At 68.6% G+C, this 20,410-nt stretch carries 18 protein-coding genes; 8 read left to right on the forward strand and 10 right to left on the reverse strand.

Annotated elements, in window-relative coordinates:
• Window position 1 precedes the first annotated feature (1 nt).
• A complete protein-coding gene (smc, locus tag ASC66_RS00285) occupies window positions 2-3,571 on the reverse strand; it encodes a chromosome segregation protein SMC (RefSeq protein ID WP_055833142.1) in 3,570 nt (1,189 codons plus the stop codon).
• A 135-nt stretch (window positions 3,572-3,706) separates the two neighbouring features.
• Between smc and ASC66_RS00290 the strand changes: the two genes are divergently transcribed.
• Entirely contained in the window at window positions 3,707-4,837 is a 1,131-nt protein-coding gene (locus ASC66_RS00290; RefSeq protein ID WP_055833145.1) for a GNAT family N-acetyltransferase, read from the forward strand.
• A gap of 699 nt (window positions 4,838-5,536) precedes the next feature.
• On the opposite strand, the gene ASC66_RS00295 is transcribed toward ASC66_RS00290, so the two are convergent.
• Complete coding sequence (locus ASC66_RS00295; protein WP_055833149.1) at window positions 5,537-6,016, reverse strand: DUF2809 domain-containing protein; 480 nt, start codon at window positions 6,014-6,016, stop codon at window positions 5,537-5,539.
• Window positions 6,017-6,220: 204 nt separating this feature from the next.
• Between ASC66_RS00295 and ASC66_RS00300 the strand changes: the two genes are divergently transcribed.
• The 6 genes from ASC66_RS00300 (at window position 6,221) to ASC66_RS00325 (ending at window position 12,065) form a co-directional block, all read left to right on the forward strand.
• Complete coding sequence (locus tag ASC66_RS00300; RefSeq protein WP_055833152.1) at window positions 6,221-6,985, forward strand: DUF1684 domain-containing protein; 765 nt, start codon at window positions 6,221-6,223, stop codon at window positions 6,983-6,985.
• 69 nt (window positions 6,986-7,054) lie between these two features.
• Complete coding sequence (locus ASC66_RS00305; RefSeq protein ID WP_055833155.1) at window positions 7,055-8,554, forward strand: ABC transporter substrate-binding protein; 1,500 nt, start codon at window positions 7,055-7,057, stop codon at window positions 8,552-8,554.
• A 97-nt stretch (window positions 8,555-8,651) separates the two neighbouring features.
• A complete protein-coding gene (locus tag ASC66_RS00310; RefSeq protein WP_055833158.1) occupies window positions 8,652-9,620 on the forward strand; it encodes an ABC transporter permease in 969 nt (322 codons plus the stop codon).
• Window positions 9,617-10,486: an ABC transporter permease gene (locus tag ASC66_RS00315; protein ID WP_055833162.1), complete on the forward strand. Its 870-nt coding sequence runs from the start codon at window positions 9,617-9,619 to the stop codon at window positions 10,484-10,486. Before ASC66_RS00310 ends, ASC66_RS00315 begins: the two co-directional genes overlap by 4 nt.
• The gene (locus tag ASC66_RS00320) at window positions 10,483-11,301 is read left to right on the forward strand and encodes an ATP-binding cassette domain-containing protein (RefSeq protein ID WP_055833165.1); all 819 of its coding nucleotides are present in this window, start codon (window positions 10,483-10,485) and stop codon (window positions 11,299-11,301) included. The genes ASC66_RS00315 and ASC66_RS00320 overlap by 4 nt, the downstream gene beginning before the upstream one ends.
• Window positions 11,298-12,065: an ABC transporter ATP-binding protein gene (locus ASC66_RS00325; protein WP_055833168.1), complete on the forward strand. Its 768-nt coding sequence runs from the start codon at window positions 11,298-11,300 to the stop codon at window positions 12,063-12,065. Before ASC66_RS00320 ends, ASC66_RS00325 begins: the two co-directional genes overlap by 4 nt.
• A 45-nt stretch (window positions 12,066-12,110) precedes the next feature.
• Here ASC66_RS00325 and ASC66_RS00330 read toward each other — a convergent pair whose 3' ends face one another.
• Both ASC66_RS00330 and ASC66_RS00335 read right to left on the reverse strand, forming a co-directional pair.
• Entirely contained in the window at window positions 12,111-12,560 is a 450-nt protein-coding gene (locus ASC66_RS00330) for a DUF3995 domain-containing protein (RefSeq protein ID WP_157509566.1), read from the reverse strand.
• Window positions 12,561-12,596: 36 nt separating this feature from the next.
• Window positions 12,597-13,157 (reverse strand): DUF6434 domain-containing protein, encoded by a 561-nt coding sequence (locus tag ASC66_RS00335; RefSeq protein ID WP_055833173.1) that lies wholly within the window; start codon window positions 13,155-13,157, stop codon window positions 12,597-12,599.
• A gap of 142 nt (window positions 13,158-13,299) precedes the next feature.
• Between ASC66_RS00335 and ASC66_RS00340 the strand changes: the two genes are divergently transcribed.
• Window positions 13,300-14,166 (forward strand): AraC family transcriptional regulator, encoded by an 867-nt coding sequence (locus tag ASC66_RS00340; protein WP_055833178.1) that lies wholly within the window; start codon window positions 13,300-13,302, stop codon window positions 14,164-14,166.
• 9 nt (window positions 14,167-14,175) lie between these two features.
• On the opposite strand, the gene mutM is transcribed toward ASC66_RS00340, so the two are convergent.
• The 6 genes from mutM to ASC66_RS00370 form a co-directional block, all read right to left on the reverse strand.
• Window positions 14,176-15,090 (reverse strand): bifunctional DNA-formamidopyrimidine glycosylase/DNA-(apurinic or apyrimidinic site) lyase, encoded by a 915-nt coding sequence (gene mutM, locus ASC66_RS00345; protein ID WP_055833181.1) that lies wholly within the window; start codon window positions 15,088-15,090, stop codon window positions 14,176-14,178.
• 19 nt (window positions 15,091-15,109) lie between these two features.
• The gene (gene rnc, locus ASC66_RS00350) at window positions 15,110-15,814 is read right to left on the reverse strand and encodes a ribonuclease III (protein ID WP_055833185.1); all 705 of its coding nucleotides are present in this window, start codon (window positions 15,812-15,814) and stop codon (window positions 15,110-15,112) included.
• Window positions 15,815-15,859: 45 nt separating this feature from the next.
• Window positions 15,860-16,063, reverse strand: coding sequence for a 50S ribosomal protein L32 (gene rpmF, locus ASC66_RS00355; protein WP_055833186.1), 204 nt, complete (start codon window positions 16,061-16,063; stop codon window positions 15,860-15,862).
• Window positions 16,064-16,065: 2 nt separating this feature from the next.
• Window positions 16,066-16,569 (reverse strand): YceD family protein, encoded by a 504-nt coding sequence (locus tag ASC66_RS00360; protein ID WP_055836002.1) that lies wholly within the window; start codon window positions 16,567-16,569, stop codon window positions 16,066-16,068.
• A gap of 75 nt (window positions 16,570-16,644) precedes the next feature.
• Window positions 16,645-19,032: a transglutaminase TgpA family protein gene (locus tag ASC66_RS00365; protein ID WP_055833189.1), complete on the reverse strand. Its 2,388-nt coding sequence runs from the start codon at window positions 19,030-19,032 to the stop codon at window positions 16,645-16,647.
• Window positions 19,022-20,395 (reverse strand): DUF58 domain-containing protein, encoded by a 1,374-nt coding sequence (locus ASC66_RS00370; protein WP_055833192.1) that lies wholly within the window; start codon window positions 20,393-20,395, stop codon window positions 19,022-19,024. Before ASC66_RS00370 ends, ASC66_RS00365 begins: the two co-directional genes overlap by 11 nt.
• Window positions 20,396-20,410 lie beyond the last annotated feature (15 nt).

Raw genomic sequence — 20,410 nt, forward strand, 5'->3', positions numbered from 1 at the left:
GCTAGCTCGCCAGCTCCTCGCGCTCTCCGCGTTCGGCAGCGACGCGCTGCCCGACGACGGCGGAGACGCCGTCCTGCCGCATCGAGACGCCGTAGAGGGCGTCGGCGATCTCCATGGTGCGCTTCTGGTGCGTGATCACGATGAGCTGGCTGGTCTCGCGCAGATCCTGGAAGATCGTGAGCAGGCGGCCGAGGTTCGCGTCATCGAGCGCAGCCTCGACCTCGTCCATGATGTAGAACGGGCTGGGCCTGGCCTTGAAGATCGCGATCAGCAGCGCGACGGCCGCCAGCGAGCGTTCACCACCGGACAGCAGCGAGAGCCGCTCGATCTTCTTCCCGGCCGGCTTCACAGACACCTCGATGCCGGTGGTGAGCATGTCATCCGGATTCGTGAGCGTGATGCTGCCGGTTCCTCCGGGGAACAGGATCGGGAACACCCGCCCGAACGCCTCCTTCGTGTCCTCGAAGGCGGCCGCGAAGATGGTCTGCATCTTCTCGTCGATCTCCTCGATGATCGTGAGCAGATCGGCGCGGGTCTTGGTGAGGTCGGTGAGCTGTTCGCTGAGGAAGAGGTGGCGCTGCTCGAGCGCTGCGAACTCCTCGAGGGCGAGCGGGTTCACCCGTCCCAGCTGGGCGAAGGTGCGTTCGGCCTTCTCGAGCCTGCGCTTTTGTTCCGCCTTGTCGAACCGGCCGGGTTCGCCGCCCTCGACCTCGGCAGGGATCTCGACGTCCGGGCCGTACTCGGCGATCAGCACGTCCTCGGTGAGTCCGAGTTCCGAGCCGGCGCGCTCGAGCAGGCTGGAGAGGTGGAGTTTCTTCTCGTAGATCTGCAGCTCGAGGCCGTGCACGTTCTCCGTGATGGTGCCGAGCCGCTCGCGGAGCGCCGCCTCCTCGCGGCGGAGCGTTGCCAGTTCCTCGTTCTCTGATGCCCGTTTGGTCTCGGCCGTCGTCAGCTCGACGCGGGCTTCTGCCACGGAGGCGTCGACGGATGCGAGGATCTCCGGCAGCGCGTCGACGACGGCGGTGGCGGCATCCACCTGGCGGCGACGGATGACGGCCCTGCGGGCTGCCTCCTCCGCAGCGGCGCGCTCCTGCTCCCGCTGGAGCGTCAGCGCCTCGCGGCGCGCCTCCTCCGCCCGTGCACGTTCGCGCGCCGTCTCGAGACTGAGGCGCGCCTCGATCTCGGCCTCACGGGAGTGCTCGAGCTCGGCGTGGAGCGTGTCGCGGGTCGTGACGTCGAGCAGTGGCCGGGGCCGGGCGCGCGCCGTCTCGAGTTCGGATTTCGCCTTCTGTGCGGCGGCCTCGGCCTCGGCGACCCTGGCAGAGGCCAGAGTGAGGGAGTTGCCGAGTCGGTCGAACTCCGCGACGGACGCCTCGAACTGCACACGGGCGCGGTTGAGCTTCTCGGTCTGGGTCGCGAGCTTGGAGTCGAATTCGCGCAGGGTGGCGAGCGCCGCCTGCGACCCGGTCTTCGCGTTCTGGTGGATGACGCGCTGCTCGGTGAGCGCGAAGCGGGCTCGCTCGATCAGTGAGGTCACCTCGTCCAGCCGCTCGGCGGCGGCGTCCCGCTCGGCCAACAGCTCGATGCGACCCTGCTTGCCACCGGAACCGCCGCGCAGCACGTACTCGGTGAGGACGTCGCCGTCGCGGGTGACGATCGTCACCGGCGCACCGACGGACGCGGCGTTCAGCCGCGGCGCCGCGGCGCGAGCGGCGGCCAGGTCGTCGGCGATCACGACGTGGGCGAGCACACCGAGCACTCCGGGAGGCGCGGTGATGACGGACGCCGCGCTGGTGATGCCGTCGAGCTCTGGCCAGCGGACCCCGGTCGCCGCGGCATCCGAGCCCTGTTCGGCGTGCGGTTCGGCGTGCGGTTCGGCGATGACGAGCTCCACCCGGCCGAGAGCGTGCGCGCCGGCGTGTGCGACCGCCTCGTGCGCCGCGTCGCGGCTCTCCACCAGCACGGCGTCGGCCAAGGTGCCGAGCGCGGCGGCGACGGCGGTCTCGAAGCCCGGCGTGACCTGCACGCTCTCGGCGACGAGCCCACGCACCCCAGCGAGCCCGGCGGCGAGCAGCTCGGCCGAGCCGTCCTTGACGTCGAGGGCCCGCGAGAGCGCGCTCACCTTGGCGGCGAGGGCGTCGCGTTCGCGCTCCGTGACGTGCAATTCGTCGCGCAGCCGTTCGATCTCCCCCTCGGCGACCGTGACCTCCCGCTGGGCGAGCTCGTACGCCTCGTCGAGGTCGGTCTCGCCCGCCTCACTCTGCTCGGCGGCGGCCTCGAGCTCGCCGAGGTCCCGCTCGGCCCTGGCCCTGCGCTCGGCAGCGGCCTCAGAGGCGTTCTGTTGCCGCAGCACCTCGCCGCGCACTGCGGCGAGACGCGAGGCGGCGGTGTCGGACTGCCCGGTGAGCTGGGTGATCTCCAGATCGTGGCGGGAGACGAGGGCGCTCTGCGCCGCGATCTCCTCATCGACGGCGTCGAGCCGGGTTCGCGCGGCGACCGTTGCGTCCTGGGCGGAGCGGAGGGCGGCTTCGGCCGCCGCCAGCTTCTCACGCAGCCGCTCCACCTCCTCCTGTGCCTCCGTCACCATCGACTGGGTCACGCCGGGGCCGACGCCCGGGCTCCCCGTCTCGCGCCCGAGCAGCGCGATGCGCTGATTGGCGAGGGTGAACAGTCCGCGCAGCCGTTCCTGCACCGATTCGAGGCCGAAACTGGTGCGGCGCGCAACGTCGACGGCATCGCCGAGCTGAGCCTGTTCGAGGCGCTGCACCCGCAACTGCTTCTGCTCGAGCTGCTCCTGCAGCACGATGCGCTCGCTGTGCCGTTCGTGTTCCGTCCGTGTGAAATCGTCGAGTGCGCGTCGCAGCCCGACGACCTCGTCGGCGAGCAGGCGTGCGCGTGCATCGCGCACCACGGCGGCGATCGACTGTGCTTCGCGGGCGATCTCGGCCTGCTTGCCGAGGGGCTTGAGCTGGCGCCGGATCTCGCCGGCGAGGTCGCTGAGCCTGGTCAGGTTGGCCTGCATCGCGTCGAGCTTGCGCAGCGTCTTCTCTTTGCGGCGGCGGTGCTTCAGGATGCCGGCGGCCTCCTCGATGAAGCCGCGGCGGTCCTCTGGGCTCGCTCGCAGCACGGCGTCGAGCTGTCCCTGGCCGACGATGACGTGCATCTCACGGCCGAGGCCGGAATCGCTCAGCAGCTCCTGCACGTCGAGCAGCCGGCATCCACGGCCATTGATCGCGTACTCACTGGCGCCGTTGCGGAACAGGGTTCGGCTGATCGTGACCTCGGAGTACTCGATCGGCAGGGCGCCGTCGGAGTTGTCGATCGTGAGGGTGACCTCCGCCCGCCCCAGCGGGCCCCGCGTCGAGGTGCCCGCGAAGATGACGTCTTCCATCTTGCCGCCGCGGAGCGTCTTCGCGCCCTGCTCCCCCATCACCCAGGCGAGGGCGTCGACGACGTTGGACTTGCCGGATCCGTTCGGCCCCACGACGCAGGTGACGCCGGGTTCGAAGGCGAAAGTGGTCGGCTGTGCAAAGGACTTGAACCCCTTCAGGGTCAGGCTCTTCAGGTACACGCGCCGCCTCGTCTTCTCGCCACAGCCGGATCTGTGCGGATATTGGCTCTACGGTACCGGAACTCCGCCGGAATCCCGGGAAATCTGCGGGCGTCTCTGCTTGCCCTCACGGGATCGGCATGACGTAATGGAGAGATGACGGATGACGGCGCGGCTCTGCTCGACTCGATCGAGATCCGCGGCGTGCCGATTCCGCGCCGCCTCGGCACGGCGGACGCGATCCCGTTCGAGAAGGCCATGGAGTTCTCCGGCATGATCGAGGAGAGCATCTGGGGTCACCGGGACACCTGGCTCGGCCCGGAAACGTCGCTGCCGGAGTATCGTCCGAGCGCGTTCACCTGGCGCATGCCCCTTGCCGCGTGGCGGGGCGACGAGGTCGTCGGGCGCGGGATCGTGCGCTACGAGCTGAACGATGAGGCGCGCACCGCCTTCGTCTACGTCTCCAGCGATCCCGCCCTGCGTGGCAGGGGTCTCGGCAGCCGGCTGCTCGCCGAGACGGAACGCATCGCGGTATCCGCCGGGCGCACCTCGCTCAACAGCTACAGCGATCACCCGCTCGCCTCGCTGAGCGGGGTCGACGAGACCGTCCCGCGCCTCGCCGCGTCGGTCGGTGCCGCCGTCATCCCCGAGACCGATCCGAGCGCACGCTTCGCGATGAGACACGGCTACACGCTGGCCCAGATCGAACGGGTGAGCGTCTTCGACCTCTCCAACGGCGAGCACGGACTCCCTGCGGTGCAGGGCGAGTTGGCGCGGGCCGTGCAGCACGCCGGCGACCGCTACGAGCTGCTCACCTGGGGCTCGGAGACGCCGGAGGAGTACATCGACTCGTACGCGGAGGCGAACAGCCACATGGCGACCGATGCGCCGGCCGCCGACCTCGAGATCGACACGGAGACGTGGTCGGCCGATCGTGTGCGTGAGCACGAGAGCGAGGCGGAGGAGGCAGGCATGGAGCTGCTCCGCGTCGCCGTGCGCGACCGCACGGATGCCAGCATCGCGGCCTATTCGGAGCTGGAACTGCCCGCCGAGCACCCGAATCTCGCGTACCAGGCCGACACCATCGTGCTCGCGGCCCACCGGGGGCACGGCCTCGGCATGCTCATGAAGGCGGCGAATCTGGTGAGCCTGGCCGAGGTCGCCCCGGCCAGGCGCCGGGTCTACACCTGGAACGCCGACGAGAACGAGCACATGCTGCGCATCAACCACCAGCTCGGCTTCGAACTCATCGGCTACTCGGCGGCCTGGCAGAAGACGCTCGACTAGCAGCGAGCAGCCACGGCCCTCCGCACGCCCCGAGCGGCCCCGCAGACACGGCCGCCCCGGCATCCCGCACTCCGGCATCAGATGCAGCCGGTCAGGTGGTCACTCGGCTTCGGTCGCGGCCTCGTTCCTCGGCTGCTCCCTCGAGCCAGCGTGAGTTTCAGCGGACGCTGGCGGCACCCATCCGCACGCTGGCTTGAGCGAGCGGCGCAGCGACGAAGGAGCAGCGACGCACGCGAAGCCCCGAGCGTTTCCGCAGAAACAGCGGCCACGGCACCCGAAGCAACCCGATCACGGACGGCACTCGGCTTCGGTCGCGGCCTCGTTCCTCGGCTGCTCCCGCGAGCCAGCGTGAGTTTCAGCGGACGCTGGCGGCACCCATCCGCACGCCGGCTCGAGCGAGCGGCGCAGCGACGAAGGAGCAGCGACGCACGCGAAGCCCTGAGCGGACCCGCAGACACGGCCGCCCCCGCATCCAGCACTCCGGCATCAGATGCAGCCTGTCAGGTGGTCACTCGGCTTCGGTCGCGGCCTCGTACCTCGGCTGCTCCCTCGAGCCAGCGTGAGTTTTCGCTGATCGGCCCTCCGCACGCTGGCTTGAGCGAGCGGCGCAGCGACGAAGGAGCAGCGACGCACGCGAAGCCCCGAGCGGATCCGCAGACACGGCCGCCCCGGCATCCTCACATGCAGCCGGTCAGGTGGTCACTCGGCTTCGGTCGCGGCCTCGTTCCTCGGCTGCTCCCTCGAGCCAGCGTGAGTTGTGCACGAACCAGCGTGAGTCACGAGCAGAGTGCCGACCGCGCCGAAGAGGAGCGCGCCGCTCGCGTACGCCACGAGATCGAGCGCGGCGAAGCTGGTACCGAAGACGAGTCGGGCCGGCGGGAACACCGTGGCGAGCGCGGCCGGTAGGCCGGTGAGCTGCAGCAGCTCGATCACCACGGAGAGCATCCCGCCGAGTGCCGCGGCGAGCCAGACGCGGGCCCGTCGCCCAGAACCACCCCCGCCCAGCGCAAGCAACGGGTAGATCAGCAGGGCGAGCAGCACGGTGTAGAGCATTCCGCCGACGACATCGCCCAGTGGTCCGCCGAGCGCGAAACGCACGATGAGGCCGATCGCCACCACCGCACAGACCGCCGCCAGCCACGGCAACACGCCGGTGCGGGCAGATCCGGCGTGCGTCATTTCCCCAGCCTAGGCGGCGCAGCAATACATGCCGTGACGTTATGGCTCACTTAATGGTGTGTAATAGAAGGACACCCGTCGACAACCATCGCGAGCACGTGAGGGCCCCGCCCACCGCCGTGGAATGGTTTGCATCGAACCGTGGTTGGACTCCGTGGGTAACACGATTACCCGCCCCATGCCCCGGTGCCAAGAATTGAGATCATGACTGCATTGCCCACCATCGCCACCTCCGCCCTGCGGGAGCACGCCGCCTGGCGCGAGCAGCGCCTCAGCGCGCTCATCGCCCCGCAGGGCAATCTCGCCTTGGTCGAGACCCGGTGGCTTCCGAATGGTGAGCAGCTTGACGCAGACGACGCCCTCATCGGCCAGGCCGGCACGGTCACCGCCACCGTCCTGGAGCGCACGAACCTCGAGACCGGCGAGCCGGAGCACGGTGTGCGCCTCTGGGACGCAGCCTCGCCGGCCATCCTGGCCTTCGACACGGTTCCGGCCTTCGACTACGACCCCGACTGGGTCATCGAGGCCGAGTTCACCCCCGTCGCCGATGACCGCACCATCCCGTTCGAGCACATTCGCGACAACGGCGGCTCTCGTTCGCTGGTCGTGCCCGGCGACATCCGCTTCGAGCACGACGGCACCGAGTACACGATGAGCGCGTTCGACGACGGAGGCACGCTGCTCCTCGTCTTCGGGGACGCCAGCAATGGCGCTGAGGGCGACGCGGGAACGTACGGCTCCGGCCGCTTCCTGTTCGTACAGCACAGCGACGGCGCGCGCTTCGACGGGCGTGGCAGCGCCGCAGGCGCGGTCACCCTCGACTTCAACCGGGCATTCGTTCCGCCGTGCGGATTCTCGGCCCAGTACAACTGCCCGCTTCCCCCCGCGCAGAACCGTTTCACCGGGCCCGTCGCCGCCGGCGAGCGCGTTGCCGCGTTCCGCGACGGCTTCGACATCTACACACTCTGAGCACTCCGCTCCGAGCACCCACCGCTTTGCACCCCCAGCACCAGCCGCACCACTAAACAGGAGAAACACGTGAAGAGATCCACGGGCGCCATCGCCCTGTCCGTCGCCGCAGCCCTGGCGTTGTCCGGCTGCGCCGCAGGCGGCTCCACCGAGAGCGGTGCGGATTCCGCAGACGCCGTCATCGAGATCGGCTCGCTCTACGAGCCGCAGAACCTCAGCAACGTCGACGGCGGTGGCCAGGGCGTGACCGAGGCGTTCACCGGCAACGTCTACGAGGGCCTCTATCGCCTGAGCGACGACGGCGAGGTCGAGCCTCTCCTCGCTGCGAGCAACACCGTGAGCGAGGACGGCCTCAACTACACCTTCACGCTGCAGGATGACGTCACCTTCCACTCCGGCGACCCGCTCACCGCCGCCGACGTCAAGTCGAGCATCGAGCGCGTCGTTGCGGAGGATTCGCAGTCGGCCCGCAAGAACAGCTTCGCGGTCATCTCCGACATCCAGACCCCGGATGACAAGACCGTCGCGATCACGCTCTCCGAGCCGTCGATCTCCTTCATCTACAACCTCAGCTACATCTGGGTCGTCAACGACGCCGCAGAAGACCTGAAGACGTCGGAAGACGGCACCGGCCCGTACACGCTCGGCGACTGGAAGCGCGGCAGCTCGCTCAGCCTCGACCGCTACAGCGACTACTGGGGCGACGCGGCATCCAACAAGGAAGTCGTTTTCAACTACTTCACGGATGCCACCGCGCTCAGCAACGCGCTCGTCACCGACCAGATCGACATCATCACGAGCGTGCAGAGCCCCGACCAGCTCAGCCAGTTCACCGACAACGCCGACTTCGTCGTGAGCGACGGCGACTCGACCACCAAGGAGCTCCTGGCGTTCAACGACAAGGTCGCCCCGTTCGACCAGGTCGCCGTGCGCAAGGCGGTCTACTCCGCGATCGACACCGAGAAGCTGCTCACCTCGATCTGGGGCGACTACGGCACCCTGATCGGCTCGATGGTTCCGCCGACCGACCCCTGGTACGAGGACCTCACCCAGGTGAACCCCTACGACCCGGAGCTGTCCAAGACGCTCCTGGCCGAGGCCGGCCTGCCCAACGGCTTCGAGTTCACGCTCGACACCCCGAGCTACGACCCGCACCCCGCCGTTGCCGAGTTCCTGCAGAGCGAGCTCGCCAAGGTCGGCATCACGGTGAACATCAACACGATCAGCGCCGACGAGTGGTACTCCAAGGTCTTCAAGGAGCGCGACTTCGAGGCCACCCTGCAGGAGCACGTGAACGACCGCGATGTGGTCTGGTACGGCAACCCCGACTTCTACTGGGGCTATGACAACCCGCAGGTGACGCAGTGGGTCTCCGAGGCCGAGCAGGCCGCAAGCACCGACGAGCAGACCGCCAAGCTCAAGCTCGTCAACGAGCAGATCGCCGCGGACGCCGCGAGCGTCTGGCTCTACCTCTACCCGCAGATCGTCGTCGCGAACAGCGACATCTCGGGCTACGGGGTCAACGGCCTCAACTCGCAGTTCTTCGTTTCGAAGATCGTGCGCGGCTAAGAATCACCGCCACAGCGCTGGGCCGGGTGACGCGATTGTGCGCTCCCGGCCCAGCGCTGCGTCATCCCCGTGCCCCACGCGCTAGCCTGAAATCTCCATGACCGTCTATCTCCTGCGCCGACTCGCCTTCCTGGCGATCTCCTTCGTGATCGCCATGATCGTGCTGTTCCTGCTGCTCCGCGTGCTGCCGGGCGACCCGGCGAACGCCCTCCTCTCGGTGAACGCCACCCCGGAGCAGATCGCGGCCGCCCAGGCCCAGGTCGGCTCGGACCGCCCGCTCATCGAGCAGTTCTTCGACTGGTTCGGCTCCCTGGCGACGCTCGACCTCGGCACCTCGTTCATCAGCTCGCTGCCGGTCGGCCCGGAGATCGCCGCCCGCATGGCCGTCACGATCCCGTTGACGCTGCTCTCCTTCGCTCTGGCGCTGCTGATCGCCCTCCCGGCCGGATTCGTCGCGGCGGTGCGCTCCGACCGCTGGTACGGCGTGGCGCTCTCCGGCTTCTCGCAGCTCGGCATCGCCGTCCCCGTCTTCTGGGTCGGCATCCTGCTCGTCAACGTCTTCGCGGTGAACCTGCGCATCCTGCCATCCGGCGGATTCCCACGCGATGATTGGGCGAATCCAGCTGACGCGCTGACCTCCCTCGTGCTCCCGGTGATCACGATCGGCCTCGTCATGAGCGCGTCGCTCACCCGCTACATCCGCTCGGCCACCCTCGACGTGATCGGCAGCGACTACCTCCGCTCCGCCCGCGCCCAGGGGGCGAGCTTCGGCGGCGCCTTCCGCCGCCACGGGCTGCGCAACGGCAGCGTCCCCGTGATCTCCATCCTCGGCATCGAGTTGGCGACGACCTTCCTCGGCGCCGTCGTCGTCGAGAGCGTCTTCGCCCTCCCTGGCCTTGGCAGCATGCTGCTGACCGCGATCCAACAACACGACTACCCGAACATCCAGGGAATCCTCTTCGTGAGCACACTCCTCGTGCTGCTGATCGGCTTCGCCGCCGACGTCGTGCAGCGCTTCATCGACCCGCGCCTGCGCGTGAGCATCTCAGGGAACGGGATCCGATGACCGTGGTCACCACGACGGACGCCGTCGCAACGCTCCCCCCTCGCCGCCGCGCGCGCCGCCGCTCAGTCACGCTCATCATCGGCATCGTCTTCGTCGGCCTCGTCGTGGCGACCGCGCTGCTCTCGCTCGTCTGGCTGCCCTACGAACCGAGCGACACCTCCGGCGGCCGTCTCGAGGCACCGAGCTGGGAGCACTGGCTGGGAACCGACAAGCTCGGGCGCGACCTCATGACGCAGTTGATGATCGGCGCGCGCATCGCCATCGCCGTCGGCGTCGGGGCCGTCACGGTCGGGGCCGTCATCGGCATCACGATCGGCCTCATCGCCGCGTTCGCCAAGCCGTGGCTCGACGACACGATCTCCGCGACGCTCGACGTGCTCATCGCCTTCCCCGTGCTGCTGCTGGCCATGCTCATCGTCGCAGCGCAGGGCTCATCGCTCGGCACCGCGATCCTCGCGATCGGCATCGCGCTCTCCGCCGTCGTCGCACGCCTCACCCGCATCCTCGCCACCCAGGTGCTCCGCGCCCAGTACGTCACCGCGGCGCGAACCTCCGGCACGCGCTGGCCGGGCATCATCCTCCAGCACGTCATGCCGAACATCTGGCCGACGCTCAGCGTCAACCTCGCCCTCCAGTTCGGCGCGGCGGTCCTCGCCGAGGCCAGCCTCTCCTACCTCGGCCTCGGAGCTCCCCCGCCCAACGCCTCGTGGGGGCGGATGCTGCAGGAGGCGCAGTCGACCTTCACCACGTCACCGGTCGGCGCGCTCGCCCCGGGCATCGCCCTCGTGATCCTCGTCGTCGGCATCAACTTCATCGCCGACGGCCTGCGTGAACTCGCCGATCCGACCCGAAAGCACTCACGATGAGCCCACTGACATCGAGCCTGCTGGAGATCGACGAGCTGACGATTCGCGCTCGCGCCGCCGATGCGGATGCCGCGCCGCTCGTGGACGCCCTGAGCTTCTCGCTCGAGCGCGGCGCACGGCTCGGCCTCATCGGTGAATCAGGATCGGGCAAGTCCCTCACATCGCTCGCTGTCACCGGCCTGCTGCCGACCTCGCTCACCGCGAGCGGCCGCATCACTCTGGATGGCGTGTCGGTGGTCGGCGCAGACGACAAGACCCTGCGCCCGCTCCGCGGCCCCGTCGCCTCCATCGTCTTCCAGGAGCCGCTCACGGCGCTCGACCCGCTCATGCGCATCGGCAAGCAGCTCGCCGAGCCGATCCGGCGCCACCAGGGCCTGCGCGGAGCCGCCATGGCCGAAGCCGTCCGCGCGTCGCTCGCAGAGGTGGCGCTGCCGGACCTGGATCGCATCATCCGCGCCTACCCGCACGAGATCTCCGGCGGGCAGCGCCAGCGCGTCGCCATCGCGATCGCCCTCGCCAGCCGCCCGGCGCTTCTGATCGCCGACGAGCCCACGACGGCGCTCGATGTCACCGTGCAGGCCGAGGTGCTGCGGCTGCTCGACCGGCTCGTCACCGAGCGCGAGATGGCGCTGCTGTTCATCAGCCACGACCTCGCCGTCGTCTCCTCCCTCGTCGACGAGGTCGTCGTGCTGAGCGCGGGCGTCGCCGTCGAGCGTGGCCCGGTCGCCAGGGTGCTGAGCGCCCCGCAGCACGAGTACACCGCGCGGCTCGTCGCCAGCGCCCGCGCCCTCGACGACGCCTTGGAGCTCTCGTGACCGACACGCCGATCCTCGCCCTGCAGGACGCCAGCCACCGCTACCACCGCGGCGGCCTCTCCCTCGACGGTGTCTCGCTGGCGATCGCCGCCGGGGAGAGCGTCGGCCTCGTCGGCGAATCCGGCGCTGGCAAGACGACGGCCCTGCGGCTGCTGCTCGGCCTGGACGCACCGACGAGCGGCGCAGTGCTCTTCGACGGGGTGCCGCTGAACCGGCGGGATGCCGCGCAGATCCGGCGCTTCCGCGGCTCGGTGCAGACCGTCTTCCAAGACCCGTATTCCTCGCTCGACCCGCGTCAGCGCATCGACCGGATCGTCAGCGAGCCGCTGCGCTCGCTCGGGATCGCCCGTGGGCGCGACGCGGCCGTGCAGGCGGCATCCGCCCTCGAATCGGTCGGGCTCGACGCCGATGTGCTCGCCCGCTACCCGCACGAGTTCTCCGGCGGTCAGCGCCAGCGCATCGCCATCGCCCGCGCCATCGTCTGCAAGCCACGGCTCCTCCTCGCCGACGAACCCGTCAGCGCCCTCGACATGAGCACCCGCATCCAGGTGATCGAGCTGCTGCGAGAGCTGCGCGAGCGCACCGGGCTGGCCCTGGTGATGGTCTCCCACGACCTCGGCGCCGTCGCTGCGCTGTGTGAGCGCACCGTCGTGCTGCGCTCCGGCCGTGTCGTCGAAGCCGGCGCGACGCGGCAACTGCTTCACTCCCCGGCCGAGGCGTACACCAGCGCGCTCATCGCCGCGGTGCCCCGCCTCCCCCGCTAGCCGCCCCAGCTCGACCGGGCCGGCCGGCGCTCAGACGCCAGCCGTTCACCGTCGCGTGGAAGCCCGTGCATCGGCGGCGGCGAGCCAGAGCGAAACGCCGAGGATTGCGGCAAACGGCCGGTAGTAGCGACGGTCGAGACGACGGAAGGTCTCGCCGGAGGGCGGAAGCCGCAGCGCCGCGAGTGCGGCGTCACCTCCGAGCGATGCGCGCAGCAGCATGACGGTGCCGAGTGCGCGCAGAGCAAGACGGGGCACGCGGCCATCGCCGAGCGCGCCAGACGCCATCAAGCCGACTCCGGCGGCTCCAACAGCGATGACCGCGGTCGGGCCGGCGGCCGGCATCTCCACGGTCTGACCGACGACAGCCTCGGCAAGTCGTGCCGTGTTCTTCGCCGGCCACGGAGAACCAGCCGCCCACACCACGTGCAACGCCGAGAGGGCCACGAGGCCCGTGACGCTGACGACACGGGCGGCGACCCTCATTCCTGTGCTCACAGCTTTCGAATCTAGCAGCGGGGCAGCACGTGGGGGTCAGGCGCGACCGCGCTCGTCAACGGGGCTGTTTCGATAGTCTCGCCATGCGGTCAGCAGCGCATCCCGTGATCCATTGGGGTTGGCCTCATGCCAGGCACGGGTGAATCGGTTGTACTCGAATTGATCGTCGATGCGTCGCGCGCCGAGACCACGAGTCGCGTGCCAGTGGTCCACCGCATCCTGCATCGTCTTCGTTCCGTCAGAGCGCGAAAAGAACTCACGCATCTCAACATCGAAGTGGAATCCGGAACCGATCTGCTCCGTCATCCACGCGCGGACGACCTGACTTGAGCGCTGTCCAGCCGGAATCACAGTCGTTGCGGAAAGATCACCCGCAAGCTGTCGACCGTTTTCCCGTCGAGGCTCAGGCTCCTCGAACTTGCGCCCGCCGAGTGCGGCAGCGATCCGAGCCGAGAGAAGGTCTTTGCTTCCCGTCGCACGGATTCCACGTCCACGCGCGAAGCCTGCCAACTCATCTCTCCGCCAATACCATCGCAAGAACTTGTCCTCTGTGAGGTCAGCGGAAAGCTCGGGTCGAGAAGATGCGGAGGGCGTCACGACATCACGTTAGCAAGGTGGTGCCGACACGCCCCCGCCAGCCGACCCCGCTCGACCAGGCGGGGCGACACGACGCGATCGGTCCGCGATAGTAGGGTGCCGCTCGAGACGAGGCGGGATAGTCGATAGCGAAGGGAGAACCGTGATTGCTGAACTGAACACACTGGTTGAGCTGGTCGAGGATCGTCTGACCGACGAGATCGACGTGGCTGAGTTGACCACCAGATTCGGGACGACGGAGTACCACCTGCGTCGGATGTTCTCGTCGCTGGCGGGCATGCCGCTCTCGGAATACATCCGCCGCCGCCGCATGACCGTTGCGGCAGCGGACATTCTTGAGGGTGGTGACCTCTTGATTATCGCGGTGCTCTACGGCTACGGATCGGCCGAAGCGTTCGGTCGGGCGTTCCGCTCGGTGCACGGTGTCAGTCCCGGCGATGTCCGGAGAGACGGCGGTCCCCTTCACACACAACCACAACTCAGGTTTCGCCTGAGCGTAGAAGGGAAGAACACCATGGAGACCCGAATCGCAGATCGCCAGCCATTTCGGCTGGTCGGACACGCCGCCCGCGTGCCACTCATCCATCAGGGCATCAATCCACACATCCAGGCACACATCGCTTCATTGCCGTCAGCCGAGCACACTCGTTTGAAGAGGTTGAGCGACACCGAGCCAGTGGGCCTGCTTCAGGTCAGTGCCGACGTCGACCCGGACTACACGGAGGGCAGCGAACTGACCTACCTCCACGGTGTCGCCGTCACTGAAGCAACGCCCGTGCCGGACGATCTCGACGTGATTGAGGTACCCGCGGGCTCGTGGGCGGTGTTCCGCACAGCGGGCGAGTATCCCGCTGTCCTGCAAGAGGCATGGGCCGCCACGGCCACGGACTGGTTCCCATCCAACCCGTGGCGGTTGCGCCCCGGTCCGTCACTCGTCGCAGTCCTCGACCGCGCCGATGACTTCAGCACAGCCACGTGCGAATTGTGGCTCCCGGTGGAACGCGCCTGATTCGCTCGATCACCGCAGGCGCTGGCAGCGCGGGCAGAGGTGCGAGCCACGGTTCATGAACTGCTCGCGCTTCATCGTCGTCCCGCAGCGGAGGCACGGCTTGCCCTGCTGGCCGTATGCCGTCAGGTGGTGCGCGAAGTAGCCGGACTGCCCGTTCACGTTGACGTACTGGGCGTCGAAGCTCGTGCCGCCCTCTGCGAGTGCCTTGTCGAGCACACGCCGGATCTCGGCCAGCAGCACCCGCTTCTTCTGCATGGACAGCGAGGCGGCGGGTTGTTCGTAGTGCACCCGCGCCGCCCAGAGCGCCTCGTCGACGTAGATGTTGCCGATGCCGCTGATGAGTCCCTGATCGAGCAGAGCGCGCTTGATGCCGGAGTTCTTGCGGGCGAGCGCGGCGAAGAAGGCCGAGTCGGAGAAGGCCGGGTCGAGCGGGTCACGGGCGATGTGCGCCACCTGGCTCGGGATGCCGGCCAGCCACGGTTCCTCACCCGTTGCAGCCCGACCGGCGAAACCGGCCGCGCGCCCGTCCGCGGTGGGCACGACCGAGTCGACCGCCATCGATCCGAAGATCCGCTGGTCGACGAAGTTCACCCAGAACTCACCGTGCTCGGGGTGTTTGATGGCCAAGCGGATGCGGAGCAGCCCGGATTCCTCGAAGCCGGGGCTGCGCAACAGCACCTGCCCGCTCATGCCCAGATGGGTCACCAGAGCGCGGCCGCTGCTGAGTGGCAGCCAGAGGAACTTGCCGCGGCGCACGGCAGCCAGCATCCGTTGTTCCAGCAGGAGAGCCTCGAAGCTGCCGGATGCCGCATTGTGCCGCTTCAGTGAGCGCTCGTCGAAGACCTCGACGCCGCGCACGACGGCGCCGGTCACGGCCGGCGCGAGACCGGCTCGAACGACCTCGACCTCGGGCAGTTCCGGCATCAGCGGATCGGATCGCCCGCTACGAGGCGGCCGTGCGACCGGTCAGCCGGGACCAGGCCTCGAGCGCGGCAGCCATCTCGGCGTGCTTCTTGCTCGTGCCCTCGCCGCTGGCCGTGACGTCGCTGACGGTCACCGTCGCGACGAAACGCTTGTCGTGGTCCGGTCCGCTCTCGCTGATCTCGTAGACGGGGATGCCGCCACCACGATGCGCTGCAATCTCCTGCAGGCTCGTCTTGGGGTCCATCGCCGCGCCGAAGCGGTCGGGATCGGCGAGCAACGGCTCGATCAGCCGCAACACGAATGGGGTCGCGACATCGCCACCCTTGTCGAGGTAGACGGCGCCGATGATGGCTTCGACCGTGTCGGCGAGGATGGAGGCCTTGTCGCGACCACCGGTCAAGATCTCACCGCGACCCAGCCGGATGTACTGGCCGAGCCCGATGGATCGCGCAACCTCTGCGAGTGCAACACTGCTCACGAGGCTGGCGCGTCGCTTGGCGAGGTTGCCCTCGTCCAGCTTCGGATAGCTGCGATAGAGCATGACCGTGACGGCCTGACCGAGAATCGAATCGCCCAGAAACTCCAGGCGCTCGTTGGTGGGGATCCCACCGTTCTCGTACGCAAAAGAACGATGCGTCAGAGCGAGCTCAAGCAACGCATCGTCAATATCAATGTCGAGAGACGCCGCAAGGGCATCCCGCGACTGCTCAGAATGAGAAGTCATGCAGAGATGCCCTTCACGCGACGTGCTTCTACGCGCATCGACGACTTAAACGTCGGCGACCTTGCGGCCCTTGTACTCCATGAAGAGTTCGGTGCCGGCCGAGTCGGTGACGATCTTGGCGCGGTGCGGCAGGCTGTAGGTGACCTTGCCGTTTTCGACGGTCTTGACGAGGTTGGGAACCTCAGCCTTCCACTGCGAACGGCGGGCGCGCGTGTTGGAGCGTGACATCTTCCGCTTGGGAACAGCCATGACTATCTCTCTTTCTTCGTGTCGATGCCGGCCTCTGGGCCATCACCGTTGTCTGTGGAAACCTGCAAGTCCGAAAGCGCAGCCCATCGCGAGTCGCGGGGCTCTTCTACGGTGAGTTCGGGTTTTTCGGCAAGCCGCTCCCCGGTCTCAGGATTGAGACCTGGGCAATCCGGCCGGCAAACCGGCTGGAACGGAAGTGCAAGCACAACCGCATCCCTGATCAGCGGTTCAAGATCCACGTGGTCATCTTGAACCTCATACTCAAAAGCTTCATCAGAAGAATACGCGAAAAGTTCCTGAAACTCGACTTCGACTGGCAGTTCGATGTCAATCAGGCAGCGTCCGCAGATTCCGGATGCCGTTGTCTCGACGTTTGCGCTGACCAAAACGCCCTCGTGAACGGCCTCAAGACGCACGTCGACGTCCATGATTTCGCCCGCGCGCACGGCGACGAGACCCTCTCCGAGTTGCTCGGGAAGAGTGATCTCCAACGTCACCTCGCGCATTTCGCCTGCCCGACGAAGGAGGTCGCGCACATGCACGGTATAGGGGGTCTTGCTGAAATTACTCACCACGAGATCCTAGCGAGTATTGCTGAGTACTCCCTGCCCGGGTGAGAATGCTGCACTCACGCGTGCGAACAGCGATGTGGGAACGAGCCGAGCACGGAGCCGACGGTGAGGCGACAGGGCCCCGCGGATCGCCGCGTCGAGCACTGCGGCATCGCGCAGTATCCCCTGGGCATCGGCCTGGCGCGCAACACCCGCGGCATCCGGCCGCGCGTAGCGCTCCCGCTCGAACTCGCCGAGCAGTCGCTCCAGCGCCGCATCCGCCTCAGCGCTCTCCCCGCCGGCATCGCGGAGGATCGTGCGGATGGTGGCGCCTCGAGCCCTCGCCGTCTCGGTGTCGCGCACGGGATGCCCGCAGTCGGTGAGCGTGTCGGCCAGATCCTGCCAGAGCGGCCCGATCCCCGCCCCTCCGACCGTCCTGCGCCTCCGCCACACCGCCAGCAGGCTCCGGGCGAGCCACGGAACCGCCAGCAGCACGAGCACGGCGGCCGCCAGCAGCAGGTTCCGCGTCAGCAGTTCGCGCGCCTCGGCGGCATCGGCGACCGTGTTCGACCGGCTCGACTCGTCGACGCTCCTCGCATCCGGCCCGGTCACCGCACCGTTGCTCGCCTGCGGAGCGGGCACCACGGGCGACGTGGCGGCGGTCGACGGCAAGGAGTAGCCGGGCACGGTGCCGCGACCGGGCGTCGGCTCAAACGGCACCCAGCCGACGCCCTCGAAGTAGAGTTCGGGCCACGCGTGCAGATCGGAGGTCTGCACCTGGTAGAGCACGGCCCCCTCCAACCGTTGCCGCGTGCGCTCCCCCGGTGCGTAGCCGAGTGACACCCGTGAGGGGATGTCCAGCGTGCGCGCCATCACGGCCATCGCGGAGGCGAAGTGGATGCAGTAGCCGGCCCGCACCTCGAGGAAGCTGCCGATCGCCCGGAGGCCACCGCCGTCGAAACCCTCGTCGACCGGCGTCTCCTCCGAGTAATTGAAGTCGCGGCCGCGCAGGAACTTCTGCAGTGCCGCCGCCTGGAGATACGGGGTCTCGGCCGCGGCGGTGACCGCCTCCGCCGTCTCGCCGATGATCGGCGGCATGTCGCCAGGCAGTTCGAGGTAGCGCGCGATCTCGCCGGGATACTGCTTCGCGGATGCGGCCAGGTCCTGTTGGGTCGGCGAGAGCTCGAGGCCGTTCACGACGTAGCTCTGCCCGGCGATCGTGGACTGCGTCGTTGCGACGGTCAGCGCATCCGAATCCCAGTACCACTGTCCGTTCAACCCCTCGATGCTCGTCGCCGGGTACGGCACAGGCAGCCATTCGCTGCGCACGGCCGCGACCTGGATGCTCGTGCGCACCTCCTTGGTCGCCACGTTCCCGCCCAGGCCGGGAGGGTCAGCGAACTCATCCACCGTGTTGGATTCGTTGAACGCGCTGTGCCCGGCCACCCAGCTGTCGCCGGAGAAGGAGTCGAGGGTGAGCATCTTCAGGTACACCGCGCGCGCACCGGTTGAGCTGTATGCCAGCGCCGGCGCCGGCGCGGGGCGCCGCAGGTCCTGCCCCAGATCGATCAGCGGATTCACGGCACCTCCGAACAGCGACGTCGATGGTGGGCCGACGCCGAGCGGTGCGCCGAGGGAGACGACGGGAACCGCCGCCGTCAAGACCAGCGCGGAGACGATCGCGACGGATCCGACGCCGATGGCGCCGCCGAGCGGTCCAAGGCCCGGCTGTTTCGTGGCGGCGACGATACGCGCGCCGCCCTGCGCCCGATCGCGGCCGGCCGCCCCTGTGACGGCCTGCTCCTCACCGCGGCGAGTGCGCACGTCGACGCGCAATAACAGCAGGTACGCGGATGCCACAAGCACAAGCGCCCAGAGCTGCTCGTCCTGGCGCAGGACGACGGTGGGCACGATGGCGAGAATGGCGATCGGGATTCCGGCGAGCGCCGGCATCCGCAGCCAGACGGCCAGCATGTCGGCCACGAGCACGAGCAGTCCGGCCCCGACGCTGAGCAGGAAGACGATCCCCGGCGTCGCCTCGGCCGGCACCGCCTGCGTCTGGATCGACGACTGCCCCTCGGCCAGCAGCGCCCCGAACTCGCCGATGGTGTCTGGTGTCGGCAGCAGCAGGAGCAGACCGGTTCCCCCTCCGAAACCGAAGGTCAGATACACGATGAGCGCGGCGAATGAGAGCGGTGGCACCAGCGGGGGTGCGACGCCCCACCCGCGCAGCAGCGCGCTGGAGACGCCCGTCACGATGATGGCGGCGACGCTCGCCCACCACCACGAGAACGAGATGAGAACGGGTGCGAGCACCAGTAGGCCGGTCGCCGTGAGCAGCATGACGGCGCCGCCAAGCAGCCAGTACGGCCTGCCGCGCTGGGCGAAGCGCGCTGCGGGGTCAGGGTCAGGCGACATCGTGGATCCGCCCCCGTTCCGCCTCGGCCCAGGCATCGGGGATGTGTTGCGGCGAGCGCAGCTCGACGCAGTGCCAACCGGCATCGATCAACGTCTCGATCGCGCTTCGCCGCATCGTGTCGAGCACGAACGCCACGGCCGGCTCACAGTAGGGGCGGAGCGCCGCCAGCGCGTTCGTCTCCTCCTCGTCGATGTCGATGAGCACGGCGAACGCCGGCAGGTGGGAGCTGGTGCGCAGCGCGCTTCCGGCAGGGGCCTCTCCGGCCTCCACACGCGGTGTCGGCCACGGCAGTTGGAGATTGGCGAGCCCCTCCAGCAGCGCCCGGTCGCCGCCCGGCGTGCGGAAGGAACACGGAGCGTCGCCGCGCAGGCCACCGCGCAACCCGCCGTGGGAGTTCTCGCCGCCTCCGGAACTCAGCTGGCTCGGGCCGGTCTCGATGACGTCGAGGCGGAAGCCGCTCTCCAGCAGTTGGATGGCGATGGAGGCGACAATCTCCAACGCCGATTCGACCGCGCTGTCGAGCCGGCCGAAACGATCGGCGAGTCCAGCCCGCTCCGTGGCGGAGGCGCCGGAGAGCGTGGTGTCCAGGATGATCCGCGCTTCCGGGTTGCTGCGTTGCTCCTCCTGACGCACCATCAGCTCGTCGCGCTTGGCCGTCGCGGCCCAATGCACACGCCGCAGCGGGTCGCCGGGCCGGTACTCGCGCGCAATCAGCTCGTCCGAGTTGGGGTTCGTGTGGCGCAGCAGCTCGTGCAGCGCGCCGGTGCCGGAGCTGAGCGACCGCCCACTGCCCGGGAGCGCGCTCACCCGTGGTGTCACGATCAGATCGTGGGGTTCGCCGACCGGCCGCTCGGCGTAGGCGAGCCCGAATGGGTCTCCCATCCCGAGGATGAGCGGGCCGATGTCGTAGACGCCGCGCCGGCGCGGGCGCAGGGTGTACTCGAGCCTGGCCGTGTCGTCGCCGCCGTCGGCTCCCGGTTGGTGTCGGCCGAGTGCGGGCAGCAGCGCGCCCTGCGGAAGCAGAATCCCGGATGCCGCCTGATCACGCCATCGTGCCCCGAAACTCGGTCGGCGACCGATGTTGCGCACCACGAGCGAGACGACGGCCTCCCCGCCGGCCGGCACGATTCCGGGTGCGAAGACGCGCGTCACGTGCACCCGGGCTCCACGGAGTGCGACGTAGCCGAGCGCTGCGAGCGGCACGGCGATGAGCACGAACGCGACGAAGAGGAACTCCCTCCTGCTGAGCAGGATTCCGCAGCCGGCGAGCGCAACGCCGACGACGAGCAGCGCCCAGCCGCGGCGGCTGAGGCGCGGCCACCAGTCGCGCCGCAGAGCTGTCGAACCGACTGCCGCGCTCATCGTGTTCGCCTCCTC

It is taken from the genome of Leifsonia sp. Root4 (assembly GCF_001425085.1).
Lineage (GTDB): Bacteria > Actinomycetota > Actinomycetes > Actinomycetales > Microbacteriaceae > Microterricola.

What these genes read in the sequence shown, in the direction of transcription:
- ASC66_RS00290 (WP_055833145.1), top strand. Translation starts at nt 3,707, where the DNA reads ATGACGGATGACGGCGCGGCTCTGCTCGACTCGATCGAGATCCGCGGC.
- ASC66_RS00295 (WP_055833149.1), bottom strand. Translation starts at nt 6,016, where the DNA reads ATGACGCACGCCGGATCTGCCCGCACCGGCGTGTTGCCGTGGCTGGCG.
- ASC66_RS00300 (WP_055833152.1), top strand. Translation starts at nt 6,221, where the DNA reads ATGACTGCATTGCCCACCATCGCCACCTCCGCCCTGCGGGAGCACGCC.
- ASC66_RS00310 (WP_055833158.1), top strand. Translation starts at nt 8,652, where the DNA reads ATGACCGTCTATCTCCTGCGCCGACTCGCCTTCCTGGCGATCTCCTTC.
- ASC66_RS00315 (WP_055833162.1), top strand. Translation starts at nt 9,617, where the DNA reads ATGACCGTGGTCACCACGACGGACGCCGTCGCAACGCTCCCCCCTCGC.
- ASC66_RS00320 (WP_055833165.1), top strand. Translation starts at nt 10,483, where the DNA reads ATGAGCCCACTGACATCGAGCCTGCTGGAGATCGACGAGCTGACGATT.
- mutM (WP_055833181.1), bottom strand. Translation starts at nt 15,090, where the DNA reads ATGCCGGAACTGCCCGAGGTCGAGGTCGTTCGAGCCGGTCTCGCGCCG.
- rnc (WP_055833185.1), bottom strand. Translation starts at nt 15,814, where the DNA reads ATGACTTCTCATTCTGAGCAGTCGCGGGATGCCCTTGCGGCGTCTCTC.
- rpmF (WP_055833186.1), bottom strand. Translation starts at nt 16,063, where the DNA reads ATGGCTGTTCCCAAGCGGAAGATGTCACGCTCCAACACGCGCGCCCGC.
- ASC66_RS00360 (WP_055836002.1), bottom strand. Translation starts at nt 16,569, where the DNA reads ATGCGCGAGGTGACGTTGGAGATCACTCTTCCCGAGCAACTCGGAGAG.
- ASC66_RS00365 (WP_055833189.1), bottom strand. Translation starts at nt 19,032, where the DNA reads ATGTCGCCTGACCCTGACCCCGCAGCGCGCTTCGCCCAGCGCGGCAGG.
- ASC66_RS00370 (WP_055833192.1), bottom strand. Translation starts at nt 20,395, where the DNA reads ATGAGCGCGGCAGTCGGTTCGACAGCTCTGCGGCGCGACTGGTGGCCG.